The sequence below is a fragment of the Gandjariella thermophila genome, from assembly GCF_005405885.1.
Classification (GTDB): domain Bacteria; phylum Actinomycetota; class Actinomycetes; order Mycobacteriales; family Pseudonocardiaceae; genus Gandjariella; species Gandjariella thermophila.
Genome location: NZ_BJFL01000004.1, coordinates 217,284 through 235,685, shown reverse-complemented (window position 1 = coordinate 235,685; position 18,402 = coordinate 217,284). Strand labels below are relative to the sequence as shown.

At 70.2% G+C, this 18,402-nt stretch carries 14 protein-coding genes; 5 read left to right on the top strand and 9 right to left on the bottom strand.

Annotated features, from left to right (window positions below; all coding sequences use genetic code 11):
- Positions 1–44 precede the first annotated feature (44 nt).
- From FFT21_RS06835 to wecB, 3 genes are read left to right on the top strand one after another with little or no spacing between them, the layout of a single operon-like run.
- Complete coding sequence (locus FFT21_RS06835) at positions 45–821, top strand: sugar phosphate nucleotidyltransferase (protein ID WP_137812911.1); 777 nt, start codon at positions 45–47, stop codon at positions 819–821.
- Positions 822–829: 8 nt separating this feature from the next.
- The gene (locus FFT21_RS06830; RefSeq protein WP_137812910.1) at positions 830–1,480 is read left to right on the top strand and encodes an NUDIX hydrolase; all 651 of its coding nucleotides are present in this window, start codon (positions 830–832) and stop codon (positions 1,478–1,480) included.
- Positions 1,481–1,484: 4 nt separating this feature from the next.
- Positions 1,485–2,648 (top strand): non-hydrolyzing UDP-N-acetylglucosamine 2-epimerase, encoded by a 1,164-nt coding sequence (gene wecB / locus FFT21_RS06825; RefSeq protein WP_137812909.1) that lies wholly within the window; start codon positions 1,485–1,487, stop codon positions 2,646–2,648.
- 77 nt (positions 2,649–2,725) lie between these two features.
- On the opposite strand, the gene ahcY is transcribed toward wecB, so the two are convergent.
- The 6 genes from ahcY to FFT21_RS06795 form a co-directional block, all read right to left on the bottom strand.
- Positions 2,726–4,201, bottom strand: a complete 1,476-nt coding sequence (gene ahcY / locus FFT21_RS06820) for an adenosylhomocysteinase (RefSeq protein ID WP_137812908.1) — start codon at positions 4,199–4,201, stop codon at positions 2,726–2,728.
- A gap of 115 nt (positions 4,202–4,316) precedes the next feature.
- Complete coding sequence (locus tag FFT21_RS06815; RefSeq protein WP_137812907.1) at positions 4,317–5,294, bottom strand: carbohydrate kinase family protein; 978 nt, start codon at positions 5,292–5,294, stop codon at positions 4,317–4,319.
- Between the two features lie 70 nt (positions 5,295–5,364).
- Positions 5,365–6,567: a methionine adenosyltransferase gene (gene metK, locus FFT21_RS06810; RefSeq protein ID WP_137812906.1), complete on the bottom strand. Its 1,203-nt coding sequence runs from the start codon at positions 6,565–6,567 to the stop codon at positions 5,365–5,367.
- Positions 6,568–6,687: 120 nt separating this feature from the next.
- The gene (locus tag FFT21_RS06805; protein ID WP_137812905.1) at positions 6,688–8,394 is read right to left on the bottom strand and encodes a glycine/sarcosine N-methyltransferase; all 1,707 of its coding nucleotides are present in this window, start codon (positions 8,392–8,394) and stop codon (positions 6,688–6,690) included.
- Between the two features lie 933 nt (positions 8,395–9,327).
- The gene (locus FFT21_RS06800) at positions 9,328–10,239 is read right to left on the bottom strand and encodes an SAM-dependent methyltransferase (protein ID WP_225978149.1); all 912 of its coding nucleotides are present in this window, start codon (positions 10,237–10,239) and stop codon (positions 9,328–9,330) included.
- Positions 10,240–10,292: 53 nt separating this feature from the next.
- A complete protein-coding gene (locus FFT21_RS06795; RefSeq protein ID WP_225978148.1) occupies positions 10,293–10,730 on the bottom strand; it encodes a pyridoxamine 5'-phosphate oxidase family protein in 438 nt (145 codons plus the stop codon).
- 365 nt (positions 10,731–11,095) lie between these two features.
- Here FFT21_RS06795 and zwf point away from each other — a divergent pair, with 365 nt between their 5' ends.
- Together zwf and FFT21_RS06785 are read left to right on the top strand one after the other, a co-directional pair.
- The gene (gene zwf, locus FFT21_RS06790) at positions 11,096–12,472 is read left to right on the top strand and encodes a glucose-6-phosphate dehydrogenase (RefSeq protein WP_137812903.1); all 1,377 of its coding nucleotides are present in this window, start codon (positions 11,096–11,098) and stop codon (positions 12,470–12,472) included.
- Positions 12,473–12,503: 31 nt separating this feature from the next.
- Positions 12,504–13,874, top strand: coding sequence for an NAD(P)/FAD-dependent oxidoreductase (locus FFT21_RS06785; protein ID WP_137812902.1), 1,371 nt, complete (start codon positions 12,504–12,506; stop codon positions 13,872–13,874).
- 38 nt (positions 13,875–13,912) lie between these two features.
- On the opposite strand, the gene FFT21_RS06780 is transcribed toward FFT21_RS06785, so the two are convergent.
- The 3 genes from FFT21_RS06780 to FFT21_RS06770 all read right to left on the bottom strand — a co-directional run bounded on the left by FFT21_RS06780 (position 13,913) and on the right by FFT21_RS06770 (position 18,395).
- Complete coding sequence (locus tag FFT21_RS06780) at positions 13,913–14,980, bottom strand: hypothetical protein (RefSeq protein WP_137812901.1); 1,068 nt, start codon at positions 14,978–14,980, stop codon at positions 13,913–13,915.
- A 52-nt stretch (positions 14,981–15,032) separates the two neighbouring features.
- The gene (locus FFT21_RS06775) at positions 15,033–16,679 is read right to left on the bottom strand and encodes an FAD-dependent monooxygenase (RefSeq protein ID WP_137812900.1); all 1,647 of its coding nucleotides are present in this window, start codon (positions 16,677–16,679) and stop codon (positions 15,033–15,035) included.
- 219 nt (positions 16,680–16,898) lie between these two features.
- Positions 16,899–18,395, bottom strand: coding sequence for a PucR family transcriptional regulator (locus FFT21_RS06770; protein ID WP_137812899.1), 1,497 nt, complete (start codon positions 18,393–18,395; stop codon positions 16,899–16,901).
- Between the last annotated feature and the right edge of the window lie 7 nt (positions 18,396–18,402).

Genomic DNA, 18,402 nt, shown 5'->3' with positions numbered 1-18,402 from the left:
GCATCTGGATCGGACGCTCCTCGACATCCTGGGACGGGGTTCCAATGACGCGGCGAGGGTGGACGGCTGTCGTTACGGCCGCTGGGCAGGCAACCCGCTTCCGGCCGTTCAGCACGGTCGTACCGAAGGAGATGCTTCCGCTCGGCGACACACCAGCCGTTGAACACGTGATCGACGAGTGCCTCCGGGCCGGCGCGACGCGGGTACTCGTCGCCACGCGACCAGACGACACCGTGGTTCCGGCCTACGTCGAGGTACTCCGGCAGAAAGGCCGACCGGTCGACGCGGTAGCCGAAGACCTCGGTCACGGCTACGGCAATGGGACGCCGCTACTGACCATTCGGGAACAGCTCCAGCGTCACGAGCTGTTCGGCGTCGCATTCGGGGATGACGTCGTCCTGGGTGGCGCGGACCTAGCCGCGATGTACGAGTTGGCGGTGACCGACGCAGAAGCGGTGATCGCCGCGCAGGTCATCAATCGCGAGGACGTCGGCTCCTTCGGCGTGGTCGACGTCGCCCCGGGCGACCCGAGCAGGGTAACCGGCATTCGACAGCGGCCTGATCCGGCGACGGTTCGCGAGCCGCTGGCCGTGGTGTCCCGGCTGATCCTGCGGCCGTCGATCTTCGACATGCTCCGGCCTACCGATCTCGCGCGTGGTGAAGTCGACCTCGGTGTCGCGGTCGGCCGACTCGCGGAGCGGGCTGACGTCCGGGTCCACCGGATCACGGGACACTGGATCACTGTCGGCGATCCGCGCCGCTATCTGGACGCCCTTCGTACCTACTGGCGGCTCCAGACTGAGCCCGCCACCGACCGGTGAGGACAGACGTGAAACTGATCGACATCTTCAATGATCGGTATGAGCACGTCGGAGTGGAGGACAAGAAGGCTGCGCACGTCCAGGGCCTCTGGCACCGCACCTTCTCCTGCCTGGCGTTCAACCCGATCGCCCGCCGGGTCCTGCTCCAGAAGAAGGCACCGGGGCGGTACAGCTTCGACCGACCCGACTACGCCGACATCACCGTCGGCGGCCACTACCAAGCCGGGGAGATGATCCCGGACGGCGTGCGCGAGGTGCACGAGGAACTGGGCTTGCCAGTCGCCTACGCCGATCTCCACCCGATCGGGCTGCGGCAGACTGCGGTCACGCTCGCCGCGGACTACATCGAGCGGGAGTTCCAGCACTGGCACCTCCTGCCCTTGGACCTCGAGCTGGAGGCGATTCCACTGGCCGACGCTGAGGTCAGCGGCCTTGTCGAGCTGGATCTCGACCACGCCATCGAGATGGCGGACGGCGTCCGCGACGACGCCCCCGCCCGCTACGCCACCCGCAGCCCAGAGGGGATGGCATATACCGAAGCCACCCTCGGCCGCTCGGACCTGATCCCGAACTACCTGAAGCTCGATCAGCTCTACATCCGGATCTTCGTTGCCGCCCGGCGCTACCGCTCCGGGGAACGAGAGCACCTGTTCTGGTGACCCGATGGTGCAGTTAGCCAACAGCGGAAGCGAGACGCCGCACACCGGAACCCGGTTTCGGCCGGGAGCGGTGGCGATCGTGCTCGGGACCCGGCCGGAGATCATCAAGTTAGCGCCGGTGGTGTGGCACCTAGGTGACGCCGCGCAGGTCATTCACACCGGGCAGCACTTCGCGCCCGGGGTGAGTGGTGGACTTTTCGCCGAGTACGGCCTACCGGAACCTGCCGTCCGGCTCGCTATCGGTGGCTCGCCGCGAGGCTCACAGATTGGAGCAGCGGTCCACGCGCTCGATCGCGTGTTCCGGCTCCGTCGTCCCTCGGCAGTCGTCGTCCAGGGCGATACGAACTCGACTGTCGCCGGAGCGCTCGCCGCGAACGCTCACGCAATCCCGCTGGTGCACGTGGAGGCCGGTCTTCGCAGTTTCGATCGGCGGATGCCCGAGGAACACAACCGGGTGATCACCGACCACCTAGGCGACCTGCTCTGTGCCCCTACCTCCATCAGCGCCGACAACATGCGGCGCGAAGGGATACCGAGCGAGCGCATCGTGGTCACCGGCAATACCGTGGTGGAGGCGGTGCGAAGCCAACTACCCGAGCTCGCGGAGCGACGCAGAGTCCTCGCCGAACTCGGCGTGCAGCCAGACCACTACGTGCTTGCCACCATCCACCGACCGGAGAACACCGACAACCACGAAACCCTCCGGGCAATTCTGGAAGCGTTCGCCGAGATTGCTCGGGAGGGGTGGCCAGTGATGCTGCCCATCCATCCACGAACGGTGAACGCGGTGCGGACAGCAGGGTGCACAAGCCTGCTGACGCCGCTTCGTGTCCTCGATCCGATGCCGCACCGCAGGTTTCTCGCCATAGCCAAGCACGCGGCCTTGCTCATCTCGGACTCCGGCGGGCTCCAAGAGGAGGTTACGGTGCTCAAGCGCCCGCTGCTCGTGGTGCGCCGATCTACCGAACGACCCGAGGCCGCCGAGTTCGCCACGCTTGTGCCCGCCCCGGAGGCGATCGCCGGGACAGCACGCGCCCAGCTTGCAGCGACCGGTGTGCGGCTCGCTGCCGTAGCCGCGATCCCGTCGCCATACGGCGACGGAGCAGCAGGCCAGCAGATCGCCCGGCTCACACTGCGGATCACCAAACAAGCGCGAACGACAGCGTGACGCGGGTTCGCGGTGCGACGAGCGCGGTGTAGGGGCGGATATCCGCCCCTACACCGCGCGACAGAAAAAGTAGTGAATCAGTAGCGGTAGTGGTCCGGCTTGTAGGGGCCGTCGACGTCCACGCCGATGTACTCGGCCTGGTCCTTGGTCAGCTTGGTGAGCTTGGCGCCCAGCGCGTCCAGGTGCAGCCGGGCGACCTTCTCGTCCAGGTGCTTGGGCAGCACGTAGACCTGGTTGTCGTACTCGTCGTGCTTGGTGAACAGCTCGATCTGCGCGATCGTCTGGTTGGCGAACGAGTTCGACATCACGAACGACGGGTGGCCGGTGGCGTTGCCCAGGTTGAGCAGCCGGCCCTCGGAGAGCACGATGATGGACCGGCCGTCCGGCCGGACCCACTCGTGCACCTGCGGCTTGATCTCCTTCCTGGTGATGCCGGGCACCCGGGCCAGGCCGGCCATGTCGATCTCGTTGTCGAAGTGGCCGATGTTGCCCACGATGGCCTGGTGCTTCATCCGGAGCATGTGCTGCGCGGTCACCACGTCCTTGTTGCCGGTGGCGGTGATGACGATGTCCGCCTGCTCGACCACGTCGTCCAGCGGCGCGACCTGGTAGCCCTCCATCGCCGCCTGCAGCGCGCAGATCGGGTCGATCTCGGTGACGATCACCCGGGCGCCCTGGCCGCGCAGCGACTCGGCGCAGCCCTTGCCCACGTCGCCGAAGCCGCACACCACCGCGGTCTTGCCGCCGATGAGCACGTCCGTGGCCCGGTTGATGCCGTCGATCAGCGAGTGCCGGCAACCGTACTTGTTGTCGAACTTCGACTTGGTCACCGAGTCGTTCACGTTGATCGCCGGGAAGAGCAGGTCACCGGTCTTGGCCAGCTCGTAGAGCCGGTGCACGCCGGTGGTGGTCTCCTCGGTGACGCCGCGGATGCCGGCGGCGATCCGGGTGAACCGGTTCGCGTCCGCGGCCAGGCTGCCGCGCAGCGTCTCGAGGATGACCCGGTACTCGTCCGGGTCGTTCTCGTCGGCCTGCGGCACCGCACCGGCCTTCTCGAACTCCACCCCCTTGTGCACCAGCAGCGTGGCGTCCCCGCCGTCGTCGAGGATCATGTTCGGGCCGACCACGTTGCCGTCCGCGTCGTGGAAGTTGAACAGGTGGTTGGTGCACCACCAGTACTCCTCCAGGGTCTCGCCCTTCCAGGCGAACACCGGGACGCCGGCTGGCGCGTCGGGGGTGCCGTTCTTGCCGACCACCACGGCCGCGGCGGCGTGGTCCTGGGTGGAGAAGATGTTGCAGGACACCCAGCGCACCTCGGCGCCCAGCTCGACCAGGGTCTCGATCAGCACCGCGGTCTGCACCGTCATGTGCAACGAGCCGGCGATCCGGGCCCCGCGCAGCGGCTTGGCCTCGGCGTACTCGCGGCGGATCGCCATCAGGCCGGGCATCTCGTGCTCGGCCAGCCGGATCTCGTCCCGGCCGAACTCGGCGAGGGAGAGATCAGCGACGGCGAATTCCATCCCGTTCGCCTCTCGCAGCCTCGTGCTCGTCATCGGTTCCTCTCGTTCCTCGTCGCTGGTGCGGTGAACTCGTCGCTCGTGCGGGTGAACATGGCAGGTGGCCCGGGCCGGGGCGGACCGCCCTCGGCTCGGGCCGTGCGTGGACGGATCAGACGCGGAGCCTGGGCTCGATCTCCGCGGCGGCCTCCTCGCCGTAGGTGCGGGCGATGCGGTCGGAGAAGGTGGCCCGGTCGAGGGCGTACTCCTGGGTGCCGACCGTCTCCAGGGTGATGGTCGCCAGCATGCAGCCGACCTGGGCGGAGCGCTCCAGACCCAGCTTGTGCCGCAGGCCGAAGAGGAACCCGGCGCGGAAGGCGTCACCCACGCCGGTCGGGTCGGCCTTCTCCTTCTCCTGCGGGGCGGGCACCACGACCGGGTCGTGCTGGCGACCGGAGATGCGCACCCCGTCCGGGCCCAGTGTGGTGACCCAGGACCCGACCCGGTCGAGCACGTCCTCGGTGGTCCACCCGGTGTGCTTGAGCAGCAGGGAGCTCTCGTACTCGTTGGTGAACAGGTAGGACGCGCCCTCGACCAGCGATTTCACCGCCTCCGGGGTCAGCGTGGCGAGCTGCTGGGACGGGTCGGCGGCGAAGGCGAAGCCCCGCTGGCGGCACTCCTCGGTGTGCCGCACCATCGCCTCCGGGTCGTTCGGGGCGACGACGACCAGGTCCAGGCCGCCGAGCCGGTCGGCGACCGGGGCCAGCTCGATGTTGCGGGCCTCGGTCATCGCGCCGGCGTAGAAGGACGCGATCTGGTTCTGCGCCTGGTCGGTGGTGCACAGGAAGCGGGCGGTGTGCCGCTCGGTCGACACGTGCACCGAGCGGGTGTCCACGCCGTGCCGCTCCAGCCAGGCGCGGTAGTCGTCGAAGTCCGCGCCGACCGCACCGACCAGGGCCGGGTTCATGCCCAGGCTGCCCATGCCGAACGCGATGTTCGCGGCCACCCCGCCGCGCCGGACCTCCAACTGGTCGACGAGGAAGGACAGGGACACGTGGTCGAGCTGGTCCTGGACGAGCTGGTCGGTGAACCGACCGGGGAAGACCATCAGATGGTCCGTCGCGATCGAGCCGGTGACTGCGATGCGCATGCGACATCACCACTTTCGCAACAGGCCGCCGCGGCGGCGGGGGAGAAGGCTGCGGGGCATTCCCGCCGCGTTACAGGCCGGCGGCGTCGCGCAGGGCGTCCACCCGGTCGGTGCGCTCCCACGGCAGGTCCACGTCGGTCCGCCCGAAGTGTCCGTACGCCGCGGTCTGCGCGTAGATCGGCCGCAACAGGTCCAGATCCCGGATGATCGCCGCCGGCCGCAGGTCGAACACCTCGTTGATGGCCGCCTGGATCTTCACCGGATCCACCGTCTCGGTGCCGAAGGTCTCCACGAACAACCCCACCGGCGCGGCCTTGCCGATCGCGTAGGCCACCTGCACCTCGATCCGCGAGGCCAACCCGGCGGCCACCGCGTTCTTGGCCACCCAGCGCATCGCGTACGCCGCGGACCGGTCCACCTTGGACGGGTCCTTGCCGGAGAACGCGCCGCCGCCGTGGCGGGCCATCCCACCGTAGGTGTCCACGATGATCTTCCGACCGGTCAGACCGGCATCCCCCATCGGGCCGCCCACCACGAACCGCCCGGTCGGGTTCACCAGCAGCCGGGTGTCGTCGGTGGCGATGCCCAGCGGCTCCAGCTCCGGCTCGACGACGTACCGCCGGATGTCCGGTTCCAGGGTGGCGTCCAGGTCGATGTCCTCGGCGTGCTGGGTGGACACCACCACGGTGTCCAGCCGCACCGCCTGCTCGCCGGCGTACTCGATGGTCACCTGCGTCTTGCCGTCCGCGCGCAGGTAGGGCAGCGTGCCGTCGTTGCGGACGTTGGTCAGCCGGCGGGCCAGCCGGTGCGCCAGCGCGATCGGCAGCGGCATCAGCTCCGGGGTGTCGGTGCACGCGTAGCCGAACATCAGGCCCTGGTCACCGGCGCCCTGCCGGGCGATCTCGTCCTCGGCCGCCTCCACCCGGGACTCGTACGCCGCGTCCACACCCTGGGCGATGTCCGGGGACTGCGACCCGATGGCCACGTTCACCCCGCAGGAGTGGCCGTCGAAGCCCTTGGCCGAGGAGTCGTAACCGATGTCGAGGATCTTCTCGCGGACGATCTTCGGGATGTCCGCGTATGCCTCGGTGGTCACCTCACCGGCCACGTGCACCTGACCGGTGGTCACCAGCGTCTCCACCGCCACCCGCGACCGCGGGTCCTGGCGCAGCATCTCGTCGAGGATCGAGTCGCTGATCGCGTCGCAGATCTTGTCCGGATGCCCCTCGGTCACCGACTCGGATGTGAACAACCTGCGGTTGGTAGCGCTCACCGCTCACCTTTCTGTTCGGGGACGACAACGTTATGGCGGGCCGCTTGGGTCCCGGTCGTGGCACGCTGGGGCTCCGGACGAGGCCGTACCGGGCCGGCGTGGCGCGCGACCGGCGCGACGTCACGAGCGGCAGTGGAAGATGCCCCACATCAGGTCACCGGCGTTGCCACCGTTGACCCAGTTGCGCAGCCCCTTCTTCATGTGCGCGAGGTACTCGTCGCTGACCTTGCCGGCCAGTTCGGGCTCCCGTCGCTCGGTCTCCTGCAGCACCCGGCCATAGTGGGTGGGCAACTGCTGGTTGTGCTCCTCGAACTCGACGGTCATGCCGAGCCGGGTCAACTCGCGGCGGTAGAAGTTCGGCGAGCCCATGGTGTCCAGGTGCAGCCGCTCCAGGATCGGCGCCAGCGAGGACTTGCTCGCGCCGTCCGCGGCCATCGGGTCGGTGAAGATCAGCTGACCTCCGGTGACCAGCACCCGGCTGATCTCCTCCAGCACCCGCACCCGGTCCCCGCTGTGCAGGAACGCGTCCTGCGACCAGACCACGTCGAAGCTGAAGTCCTCGAAGGGCAGGTCCTCGAAGGAGCCGTCGACCACCTCGATCAGGTGGTCGACGCCCTGCTCCCGGTTCATCTGCCGGTTGCGCTCGTTCTCCACCTCGCTGAGGTTCAGGCAGGTGACCCGGCACCCGTAGGCGTGCGCGAGTTGCCGAGCCGCGCCGCCGTACCCGGCGCCCACGTCGAGGATCCGGGTGTCCCTGGTCAGGCCCAGCTTGCCGGCCATCCGCTCGACGGTGCGCCGGCTTGCCGTGGCGATGTCCTCGTCCGGGGTGGCGTACAGGCCGATGTGGATGTCCTCGCCGCCCCAGACGGAGAAGTAGAAGTTGTCCGCGTCGGAGGAGTTGTAGTAGCTGCGCGCGGTCTGCACCGCCGAGGAGTAGCCCTCGTTCCGCTCGTCGTCGCGCCGGTAGTACTTCTCCGCGACGTGGATGAAGAAGTCCGGTTCGTCGTCGGAGTAGGTGGCCTGGAAGTCGCCGTAGGTGTCGATCCGCTGGAAGCCCACCTCGCGCAGCAGCCGCCGCACGTAGTTCTTCCGCAGCGGGAACATGTTCAGGTAGTACTCCGAGGAGTCCGGGAAGGTGTACTGGAACCGGGCCAACCCCTCGTCCACGTACTCCGGCCGGGCCGAGACCGCCTCGCCGCAGTAGTAGTACGTGTGCTTGCTGGAGAAGCCGTTGTCCAGGATCGCGTCATAGTTGCGCTGGTCGATGATGAGCAGGCCGTCGTGCTTGAGCACCGCGTAGAACTCGGCGAGCGCCTTGCGCCGGTCCCGCTCGGAGAACAGGTGGGTGAACGAGTTACCCAGGCAGATGACCGCGTCGAACTCGCCGTGCACGTCGCGGTTCAGCCACCGCCAGTCCGCGTGCACGGTGCGCAGGATGTGCCCGCCGTAGGCCTTGGCGTTCTCGAACGCCTTCGCCAGCATCTCCGGGCTGCCGTCCACGCTGACCGTTTCGAAGCCGGCTTCGATCAGCCGCACCGAGTGGAACCCGGTCCCGGTGGCGACGTCCAGCACCCGCTTGGCGCCCCGCTCCTTGAGCAGGTCGATGAAGAAGCTGCCCTCGCTCTCGTAGCGCTTCTTCCAGTCGATCAGCTCGTCCCACTTCTCGACGAAGCCCTTGACGTACTCCTGTTTGTAGTGGTCGGTGTCGCGGATGGCCAGCGGGTCGTCGCCGAAGCTCTGCGCCGTCGCCACGACGACGGCGTCCTTGCCGGCCGCTCCGTCGTCGAGTACGTCGGTCTGCGGCGTCGCGTGGTCCAATTCGCTCATCACGTCTCCCAAACACGTTGCCGGCGGCCGGGCACGGCCGGTCCGGCTCGCCAGGGCTGGCCCCGCCGTTCGCGGTCACGCGGACCGGGCACGCGGTCCCGAAACTCGTCAGGCGCAGCCCGCGCCGTGACCCGGACCGTCGAACGGCACGCCGAAACACCCCTCTCCCGAGGAAGATGGGTAAGAAACACTCTGGTCGACGTCAGGGCGCCCGCTTTTCGCTCGTCCGAGCGCTGTCACTGGAATTGTCGGTGCTGCCGTCGGAGGCCGACACGGAACTCGTGGATCCTGGTGAGACCTAGCGCGAAGGGCGATGTGTCGACGTGCTCCGGTGCCGTGCCGGGCATCTCAGCGGCCCGCTACGCGGTGCCGCCGCCGGGTCGGATACGAAGCCGCGCGAGCGACTCGCGAATGTTTCCACCTGGATCAACACTCCCCATTGGACATCTGTTCGCAAGGTCTCGGCAGCACGAACCTACGTCAACCGATCAGCGTACCTCAATGCGTCGATGGTGTGATCCTCAAATGTCACATGGAGTGTAGGGCAGGACTTTAGATTTGTCGCCCGCCGGTGATTTTGGACTCGAAGTACTTTACTTGTGAAAATAGGTGCACTACACTACAAGAATTTGTTGACGCAGTTGTTGCTCATGAGGCAAGGCAGTGCGCTTGACGCAACAACTAGATGATGGTCCCCGATGTCGGGTCACCGTGGGTAGCTGCCATTGATCGATCCGTGTCACGGGGTCACGTGGGTGAGCGGCGAGCGGGTGGCTCACGGTCCGGGTTCCCGGCCGAGTGGATCGGTAGACCAGCGCCCGGATGTGGATTTGTCCGTTTTCGGTGTTTTCCGCGCCGAGCTGTTTACTCGTTCCCGGTGCGGCCGCCGCGGCCGGGCATCGTGCCGCGCCGCGGCGGGTCGGGCAAGCGCCGTCAGGCCGGCGGTGTGCGGCCCGCGGCCAGCGGTGTTCCGGCCTTCCGACCCACGGCGGCCAGCACCATGGTGCGCGCGGGATCCCCGTCGTAGGGCCGGTCGGGCCGCCAGTCGGACAGCCACACCACGCCAGGCGGCACCATGTCCAAATCACCGAACAGCCCGGTGAACTCGGCGCGGTCTCGGAAGTAGCCGGGGTTGGGGGTGTCCGCGTACAGCTCCTCCAGCGCGGCGGCCTGCCGCTGCATGTCCTCCGGAATGCCCTCCCGGGTGAAATGCGACATCACCAGGAACGATCCGGGCGCCAGCGCGTCGCGGTAGCGGGCCATGGTCTCGTCGACCCCGTCGGCCGGTGCCACGAAATGCATGACCGCCACCATCAGCAGCGCGACCGGTCGGTCGAAGTCCAGCAGCCGCCGGGTGCTCGGGTGTTCCAGCACGGACACCGGGTCGCGCAGGTCCGCGCGAATCACGTCGGTGCGCTCCCGCCGCGGGTCCTCGGTGTCGAGAATCTGCTGGGCGTGCGCGACCGCGATGTGCTCGTAGTCCACGTAGACCGTGTGGGCGCGCGGATTCACCTTCTGCGCGATCTCGTGCACGTTGCCGACGGTGGGGATGCCCGAACCGATGTCCAGGAACTGGTCGACGCCCTGCTCGGCGAGCCAGGTCACCGCGCGCCGCAGGAACGCCCGGTTCTCCAGCGCGAAGTCCTTCACCGCGGGCACCCGCTGGAGCACCCGGTCGCCGAAGTCGCGGTCGACCTTCCAGTTGTGGCTGCCGCCGAGGTAGTAGTCGTAGGCGCGGGCCGCGGACGGCTTGGAGACGTCGATATCGGCGGGCATCGCCGGTGCGTGGGTCGGGATGCGGGCCACGGCATCCTCCGGATCGCTGTTCCGATCGAGCGAACGCATCGTATCGATCGGACCAGCGGCGTCGCGTCGGGCGTCCGGGCGATGCCGCCACTTCATCCGGGCGAGGGATGACAGGCGTGCGGAAGGTGGTTCTGTGGCACGCACTCCACCCGCCGGCCCGTCACCCGGTCGATCGACACCCGGATGACGTGCTCCTGCCGGCCGGGCACCCAGCACCGCAGCGGCAGACCGCTGATCAACCGCAGTTGCTCGGGATCGCGGACCTCGCTGGCCGTGCCCACCACCAGCACGCTCCACCCGGAGCCCACCACCGGGTCGAACTCGTCGGCCTCGAAGGCGACCACGGTGCCGCGCACCCCGGCGGACAGCCCACTGTCGGTGGCGGTGCGGAACACCACCGCGCCGTCGAACAGCGCGAAGCCGACCGGCTGGGCGGCGGGCAGCGCATGCTCGCTGAACACCACCCGACCGATCGGCACGCTGCCGAGGAGACGCAGGCATTCGCCGCGGTCCAGCACTTCGAAACGCACGGAGCCGTCCATTCCGCCTCAGGTTCTCTGCGGTTTTCCCTCCACGGTCGGTACCGCACGCGGGCGCTGCCAGAGACCAAGGTCCTGGATCTTCCCACCGGAAGCAGGGACGACCGGGCGGTGCCCCCAGGCCGACCTGCCCGTTGCGCGGGACGGACGCCATGCTCGGTGACCATGGTCGCACGTGGCCAGAGTCGAAAGACCCGGCGCCGCATAATCCGTTGGTGTGCGCCCATTTGGGTTAAAGCCCTGCCGGTCGCGGGTCACCCGTTACGGGTGATGCCGGTGCGGTAATGCCAGGTCACGCTCGGGGCACGGTGAGGTGGCGAGGAGGCCACACATCGGGCTGGCGGGAGGAGATCCGAATGGCGGGCGAGCGAGTCGACGCGCTGGTCGTCTTCGGGGCGACCGGAGACCTTGCCAAGCTGCAGACGTTTCCCGCGCTGGTGGGATTGGTGGAACGCGGCGTGGTGGACGTGCCCATCATCGGGGTGGCGAAAACCGGGTGGGGAATCAGCCAGTTCCGGGATTACGCGGCGTCGTCGCTGAAAATGAATGGAATCGACCCGAGCGGTGCCGCGGCGCGGAAAATGCTGAGCCTGCTCGACTACGTCAACGGCGACCTCACCGACCACGCGACCTACCGGCTGGTCTCGGACCGGCTCGGAGCGCGCCAGCAGACGCTGTTCTACCTGGAGGTCCCGCCGCAACTGTTCGGCATCATCGGCGAGGGCATCGGCCGGGTCGGCCGCGCCGACGGCGCCCGGGTGATGGTGGAGAAACCGTTCGGCACGGACCTGCGCAGCGCCCAGGAACTCAACGACACCCTGCACCGGGTGTTCCCGGAGGAGGCCATCTACCGGGTCGACCACTGGCTGGGCCTGGACCCGGTGGAGAACATCCTGTTCACGCGGTTCGCCAACGCGGTGCTGGAGCCGCTGATGAACCGCACCTACGTGGACAGCATCCAGATCACCATGGCCGAGTCGTTCGACGTCGCCGACCGGGGACGGTTCTACGACCGCACCGGCGCGATCCGCGACGTGGTGCAGAACCATTTGCTGCAACTGCTGGTGAGCGTGCTCGCCGACCCCCCGCCAGGGTCCGGACTGACGTGGTGGCGGGACGAGAAGTCCCGGATGATCCGCTCGCTGCGGCCGGCCGCGCCGGAGCAGGCGGTGCGCGGCCAGTACGGCGGCTACCTGGACGTGGACGGCGTCGCGCCCGGGTCCACCACGGAGACGTTCGTCGCGCTGGAGCTGTTCGCCGACTCCTGGCGGTGGGAGGGCGTGCCGATCTACATCCGGGCCGGCAAGTGCATGCCGATCACCGCCACCGAGGTGTGGCTGCGGTTCCGCCAGCCGGCGCACAACCTCTTTGGGGTGGATCCGTCCCAGTGCGCCAACGCGCTGCGCTTCCGCGTACGGCCGGAGACCGAGATCGGGCTCAGCCTGGCCGGCAAGCGTCCCGGCGTGGGTTGGACCCCGCAACTGGAGGATCTGGCCTTCGCCGAGCAGCCCGGCGCCGACGAGCGGCCCTACGACCGGCTCATCGGCGCCGCCGTGGACGGCGACCAGTCGCTGTTCGCCCGGGAGGACACCGTGGAGGACGCGTGGCGGGTGATCGAGCCGATCCTCGGCGACGTCGTTCCGCTGCAGCGCTACCAGCGCGGCACGTGGGGCCCGGACGAGGCGGCCCGGCTGCTTCCGCCCGGCCAGCACTGGCACGTCCCGAACGTCTGATCTGTTCCGGAAGCAGCAGTGAGGTTCCACAATGGACGATCACATCAGGCCGCGCCGAGTGGTGATCGTGGGCGGTGGGTTCGCCGGTCTGTCCGCGGCGCGCGCTTTCCGCAACCGGCCGGTCCAGGTGACGCTGGTGGACCGGGCCGGGCACCACCTGTTCCAGCCGCTGCTCTACCAGTGCGCGACCGGCATCCTCTCCGAGGGCCAGATCGCCACCCCGCTGCGCTACATCCTGCGCCACGAGAGCAACGTGGAGTGCGTGCTCGCCGAGGTCACCGGCTTCGACGTGGCCGCGCGGACAGTGATCGCCACCCGGCCGACGGGCGGCGTGCTGGAGATTCCCTACGACGACCTGATCGTCGCCGCGGGCGCGGAGCAGTCCTACTTCGGGCACGACGAGTTCGCCGCGCTCGCGCCGGGGATGAAGACGCTCGCCGACGCGCTGACCATCCGCCGCCGCGTGTTCGGCGCCTTCGAGATGGCCGAGACCGCGACGGACCCCGAGGAGCGGCGCCGGTGGCTGACCTTCGTGGTGGTCGGCGCCGGCCCGACCGGCGTGGAACTCGCCGGGCAGATCCGCGAGGTGGCCACCAGGACGCTGCGCGACGAGTTCCACCGTGCCTCCGTGGCCGACACCAGGGTGCTGCTGTTCGAGGGCGGCGAGAGCGCACTGGCCTCGTTCGGCCCGAAACTGGCCGGGCGGGCCGCGCGGACCCTGCGCCGGCTGGGCGTGGAACTGTTCGTCCACTCCGTCGTCACCGAGGTCGACCGGCGCGGCGTGGCGGTACGCGGCCCGGACCGCACGGTCACCCGCTACGAGGCCGGGACCGTGCTGTGGACGGCGGGCGTGCAGGCGCCGCCCCTGGCACACGCGCTGGCCCGGCAGACCGGGGCCGAGCAGGACCGCGCGGGGCGGATCAGGGTCGCCCCGGACTGCACCATCCCCGGGCACCCGGAGATCTCCGTGGTCGGCGACCTCATGGCGCTCGACCACCTGCCGGGCGTGGCGGAGGTGGCCATGCAGTCCGGCCGCCACGCGGGGCTGCGCATCCGGCGGCAGGTGGAGGGCAGGGCGGCGGCCGGCACGGGCAAGCCGTTCCGGTACCGCGACCTCGGTTCCGCCGCCTACCTCGCCCGCGGCCGTGCCGTGGTGTCCTTCGGGCGGGTCCGGCTCGGCGGCTTCGTCGCGTGGTGCCTGTGGATCGCCATCCACATCGGCTTCCTGACCGGCTTCCGCAACCGCGCCGGCGCCCTGCTCACCTGGATGATCACCATCGGCTGGGCGGCGCGGCGAGAACGCGCGCTGACCGCCGGCCAGGTCGCGGACCTTCGGGACGGCCGGCATGCCGCCATCCCGGAACAGGCCGCCCGCGGCCGGAACACCGCCCGGTCGCCGTGAGTCGCGGGCCGCCGCGCCACCCGCGGCCGGCGGGGCCGTCAGCAGCCAGGCACCGTGCTCGGCGTGCCGCACTGGTCGGGGCTGTTGTCGGCCACGGTATGGCCGATGATCCGCACGGTGCCGGGTGGCACGTGGCCGAAGATCCCGCCGCCCTGCTCACCGCTGCCCTCGGCGTGGTTGCCGGTCACCGGGCTGTCCGTCAGCGTGGCGTCACCCACGTTGAACAGGCCGCCGCCGCGCGGGTTGGCTCCGATGACCCGGTTCCCGGTGACGGTGCTGTTGTCCAGAGCGAGCGTGCCGTCGTTCTCGATGCCACCGCCGCGGGCGTTGACGCCGGTGGCCGTGTTCCCGCTGACCGTGGTGTGGTCGAGCGTGGCGGTGCCGTCGTTCATCAGGCCGGCGCCGAACTCGGCGATGTTGCCGGTGACCCAACTGTGGGTCAGCGTCAGCTTCGGGGCGACGCCGACGCCCCCGATGCCGCCGCCCACCCCGCCGGCGGAGTTGCCGTCGATCCTGCTGCGCGTGAACGTGGCGCTGCCGCCGTCCATCAGCATGCCGCCGCTGCCCGCCGCGGCAGTGTTGTGGCTGAGCACGCTGTCGGTGGCGGTGAGGATTCCGTTTGCCTCGTTGATGCCGCCGCCCACCAGATCGGCGGTGTTGTCCACGATGGCGCTGTGGCTGAGCGTGAGCCGGCCGCCGCCGAGGAGGACGGCGCCGCCGGCATTGGGCGCGTGCCCGTAGCGCACGGTGAGGCTGTCCAGCCGGAGGTCCCCGGGGGCGACCACCTTGAAGATCCGGAAGTGCGCCCGAGCCGCCGGATCGCGCTGCACGGTCGCCCCGTTGCCCAGGATGGTGAGCGTCTTGGCGATGACCGGTAGCGCGGTGTCCCGGTTGTGGTCCGGGGCGGCGATGCTGTAGACGCATCCCGCGGCCAGCACGAGGGTGTCCCCGGAGCGGGCCGCGTTGACCGCGACCCGCAGGGCCGCGCCGGTCGGGTCACACGGCACCTCGGTCACCGTCACGCGGTCGGCCGCGGGGACGGTCACCAGCACCGCCAGCACCGCGGCGGTGGTCACCGCGCCGCTCAGCCACGGTCTCCTTCGCACGGCTGCCTCCCCAGTGACGTTCTCGGCGGGCGTGATCGAGAGGTCTGGCCGGTCACGGCCGGTCCGCCACCAGGCCGGCGCGGTCGGCGCCGGGTTGGCGGCGCACGGGCCCGCGCCCGCCGAGCAGGCGGCCGAGCACGCCGGTCAGCGCCGCCGCGGCGTCCCCGGGCAGGCGTGCCGCCCGGTACGCGATGAAGCCGTCCGGGCGGATGAGCACCGCCCCGGTGTCGGTGAGCCCGTAACGGTTCTGGATGGCCCCGTCGACGTCGACCAGGCCGGCCGAGTCGACCTGGTAGGCGTCGACGGGGATGCCGAGATCGGTCGCCGCGCGTTCGGCGGCCGCGAGCCACGCACCGCCCCGCGCGGCGGCCAGCAGCAGGAAGTCGCGCCGCACGAGGTCGTGGACGCCGATGTCCCGGCCGTGGTGGCGCAGCCACAGGTGCGGTGCGCGGGTACCCGGGCGCCCGGAGGGCCGGGTGGGGTCCTCCACCACCGCGCCGTCGTCCGGATTCTCCGGTAGCACCGCCGGCGACCGGTAGATGTGTCCGAACTGGACGGTGCTTGGCGGCCGGAACCGCGCGGCCTCCGCCTCGTCGAGGTTGCTGTGCTGGCGGTAGCGCAGCACGCCCTGGTCGACGGTGAACTCGGCGACCGGCCGCCGCTCGGCGTCGTAGCTGTCCAGCAGCCCGGGTGCCGCGGCGCCGCGCAGCACGAGGCTCAGCTTCCACGCGAGGTTGTGCGCGTCCTGCACGCCGAGGTTGCCGCCGAAACCGCCGGTGGGCGGCATGACGTGGGCCGCGTCGCCGGCGAGGAGGACCCGCCCGGCGCGGAACCGGTCGGCGACCCGCGCGGCGATCTCCCAGCTGGTCACATCCAGCACGGTGAGGTCGAGGTCGGCGACGCCGACCGCGGTGCGTACCAGTTCCGCGCAGCGCCGCTCGCTGTAGCGGTCGTGGGTTTGCCCGGGTGAGACGCTGGCGGCGAAGCGCCACCGGCCGTCGGGCGAGGCGTCGAGCTGGCCGAGTACGCCGTGCACCTCCGGGCGGTTGACGAAGCAGAGGAAGAACCGCCGCCCGGCCACGTACTCGGTGAGGTCGGCGCGGAACAGCACGTTCAGTTGCCGGCTGAACGTGCCCAGGCCGTGGGTGCCGATGCCCAGGGTGGCGCGGATGCCGCTGCGGTTCCCGTCCGCGGCGATCAGGTATGCCGCGCGCACGGTACGTGTCGCGCCGGAGGCCCGGTCGCGGATGACCGCGGTCACCCCGTCGACGTCCGCGTGAAAGTCCACCATTTCCGTGGCCAGCCGGATGTCCGCGCCGAGTGCCTCGGCGCGGGCGAACAGGATCGGCTCCAGCCGGTCCTGCCCGATCAGAGTCCAGCCGGTGGCGCTCACGCCATCGTCGTCCTCCCGGAACGGGCCGTCGAACCAGCCGAGTTCGCGCCCGGCGAGCGACTCGACCTGCACCACGCGGCCGTAGCGGGCGTTGGGGTTCTCCGCGGCGCGGACCTCCCGCTCCAGCCCGAGCGCGCGCAGGATCTCCATGGTGCGCGGGGTCGCGGAGATCGACCGTGGATGCATGGACAGCCGGGCATGCCGCTCCACCAGCAGCGGGCGGATTCCGTGGTGAGCGAGGAACAACGCGGACGCCAGTCCGACCATGCTGCCGCCGACGATCAGAACCGGTGTCTCCTCGCTCACCGACGTTCCCCCCTCAAAGAATTGACATCGTCGGCAATTGTTCTGCGCCGAGAATAAGGGGACGCCGCCCGCCGCGTCAGAGTCGCAGAACTCTATGCAAACCGAATTGAAGGTGGGCGTCCGCTATGTGCGCGCACCGGCGTATCCAGTGCCCGCCCGACCGCGCCGCGGCTCGTCGTCGCAGGTCTCTCCCGTTCCGAACAGGCCAGGCACAACCCATCAGTCGAGGTGCAGCGCGATGTGCAGGTCCACCTGCGCGGCCAGGGTGGTCAGGTCGCGCCCAGTCAGCTCGCCGATTCGCTCGATCCGGTAGCGCAGCGTGTTGACATGCAGGTGCAGCCGCTGGGCGGCGCGTTTCCAGGAACCCGAGCAGTCCAGGAACACCCGCAGCGTGTGCACCAGGTCCGACTGGTGCTCGGCGTCGTAGGCGGCCACCGGTCCCAGCACCCGTTCCCGGTAGGAGGCCCGCAGGTCCCGTGGCACCGCGGCCAGCAGCAGCTGGTACGCGGTGAGCGTGGCACCGTTGACCACGCTGGCCCGCCGGTGCCGGTGCTCGGCGAGCTGCCGGGCGTGCCGGCTCTCCTCGGCCGCGCCCCGGATCGCCGACCAGGACATCGCCGGGCTGATGCCGACCGCCAGCCCCGCCCTGCGCAGCCCGGGCTCGAGCACCTGCACCGCCTCGGCCATCTCGGCCACCGCCCAGTCCAGTCGTTCCCGGCCGATGGCGAGCAGACCGAACACCTCGCCGTTGACCTCGGCCACCACCGAGGGCACGCCGAGATGCAGGGCCAGTTCCTCCAGCACCGGCACGGCCAGCGCCGGCCCGCCCTCCTCGGTGGACGCCGTGGCCACGCACAGCCGCTCGCACAGCCCCGCCTGGCGCAGCCGGCTGACCACGTCGGGCGGGGTGGGGCTGGCCGAGAGCACCGCGCGGACCACCGCCGTCCGGGTGACGGCCTGGGTGCGGCGGGCGTCGTCCAGCCGGGACAGCTCGGCGCGGGCGGTGGCGAGTAGCCCGTCCACCGCGCGCCGCTGCGCCCCGCTCCAGCGGCCGGCCTCACCCTCGACCACCAGCACCCACCCGGCCAGCGGGTGTCCCGGCCCGGTGGGCAGCACCGTGTAGCTGCGTCCCCGGCTGTGCAGGGTGCCGGCCTCGGCGTCGGAACCGGTCAGCGCGCGGCGCACCAGCGACTGGCGCTGGGCCAGCGCGGGCACCGGGCCGCTGCCCGCGATCACCCGGGCGGTCGGGCTGAGCAGCCAGCATCCGGCATCGAGCGCCGCGCCCGCCCGGCGCAGCGCCTCCGGCAACCCGGCCGGCTCCCGCTGCCCACCCGCGGCGTCCCGCTCGGCGGCCAGCGCGAGCACCACCAGCTCCGTGATGGTGGCGAACGAGACGTGCTCGGGCACCTCCAGCAGCACGATGCCGTGCCGCCGGCAGGCGTCCACCAGGTCGTCCGGGACGAAGCCGTGCTCGGCGGTACCCGCGCCCAGCGCGGCCACGCCCGCCTCGGCGAGCGTGGCCACGAACGCCTCGGAGTCTCCCGGGCCGCGCCACCACAGCAGCCCGGACAGCACCAGGCAGCCGCCGGAGAGGTAGCGGCTGGGGTCGTGCAGATCGGTGGTGTAGATCCAGCGGATCCGCCGGTCGAGGTCGTCCTCGCCGGCCAGCACGCGCAGGTCCAGGTCGGGATGCACGACCAGTGTCCGCAACAGCACCAGCCTC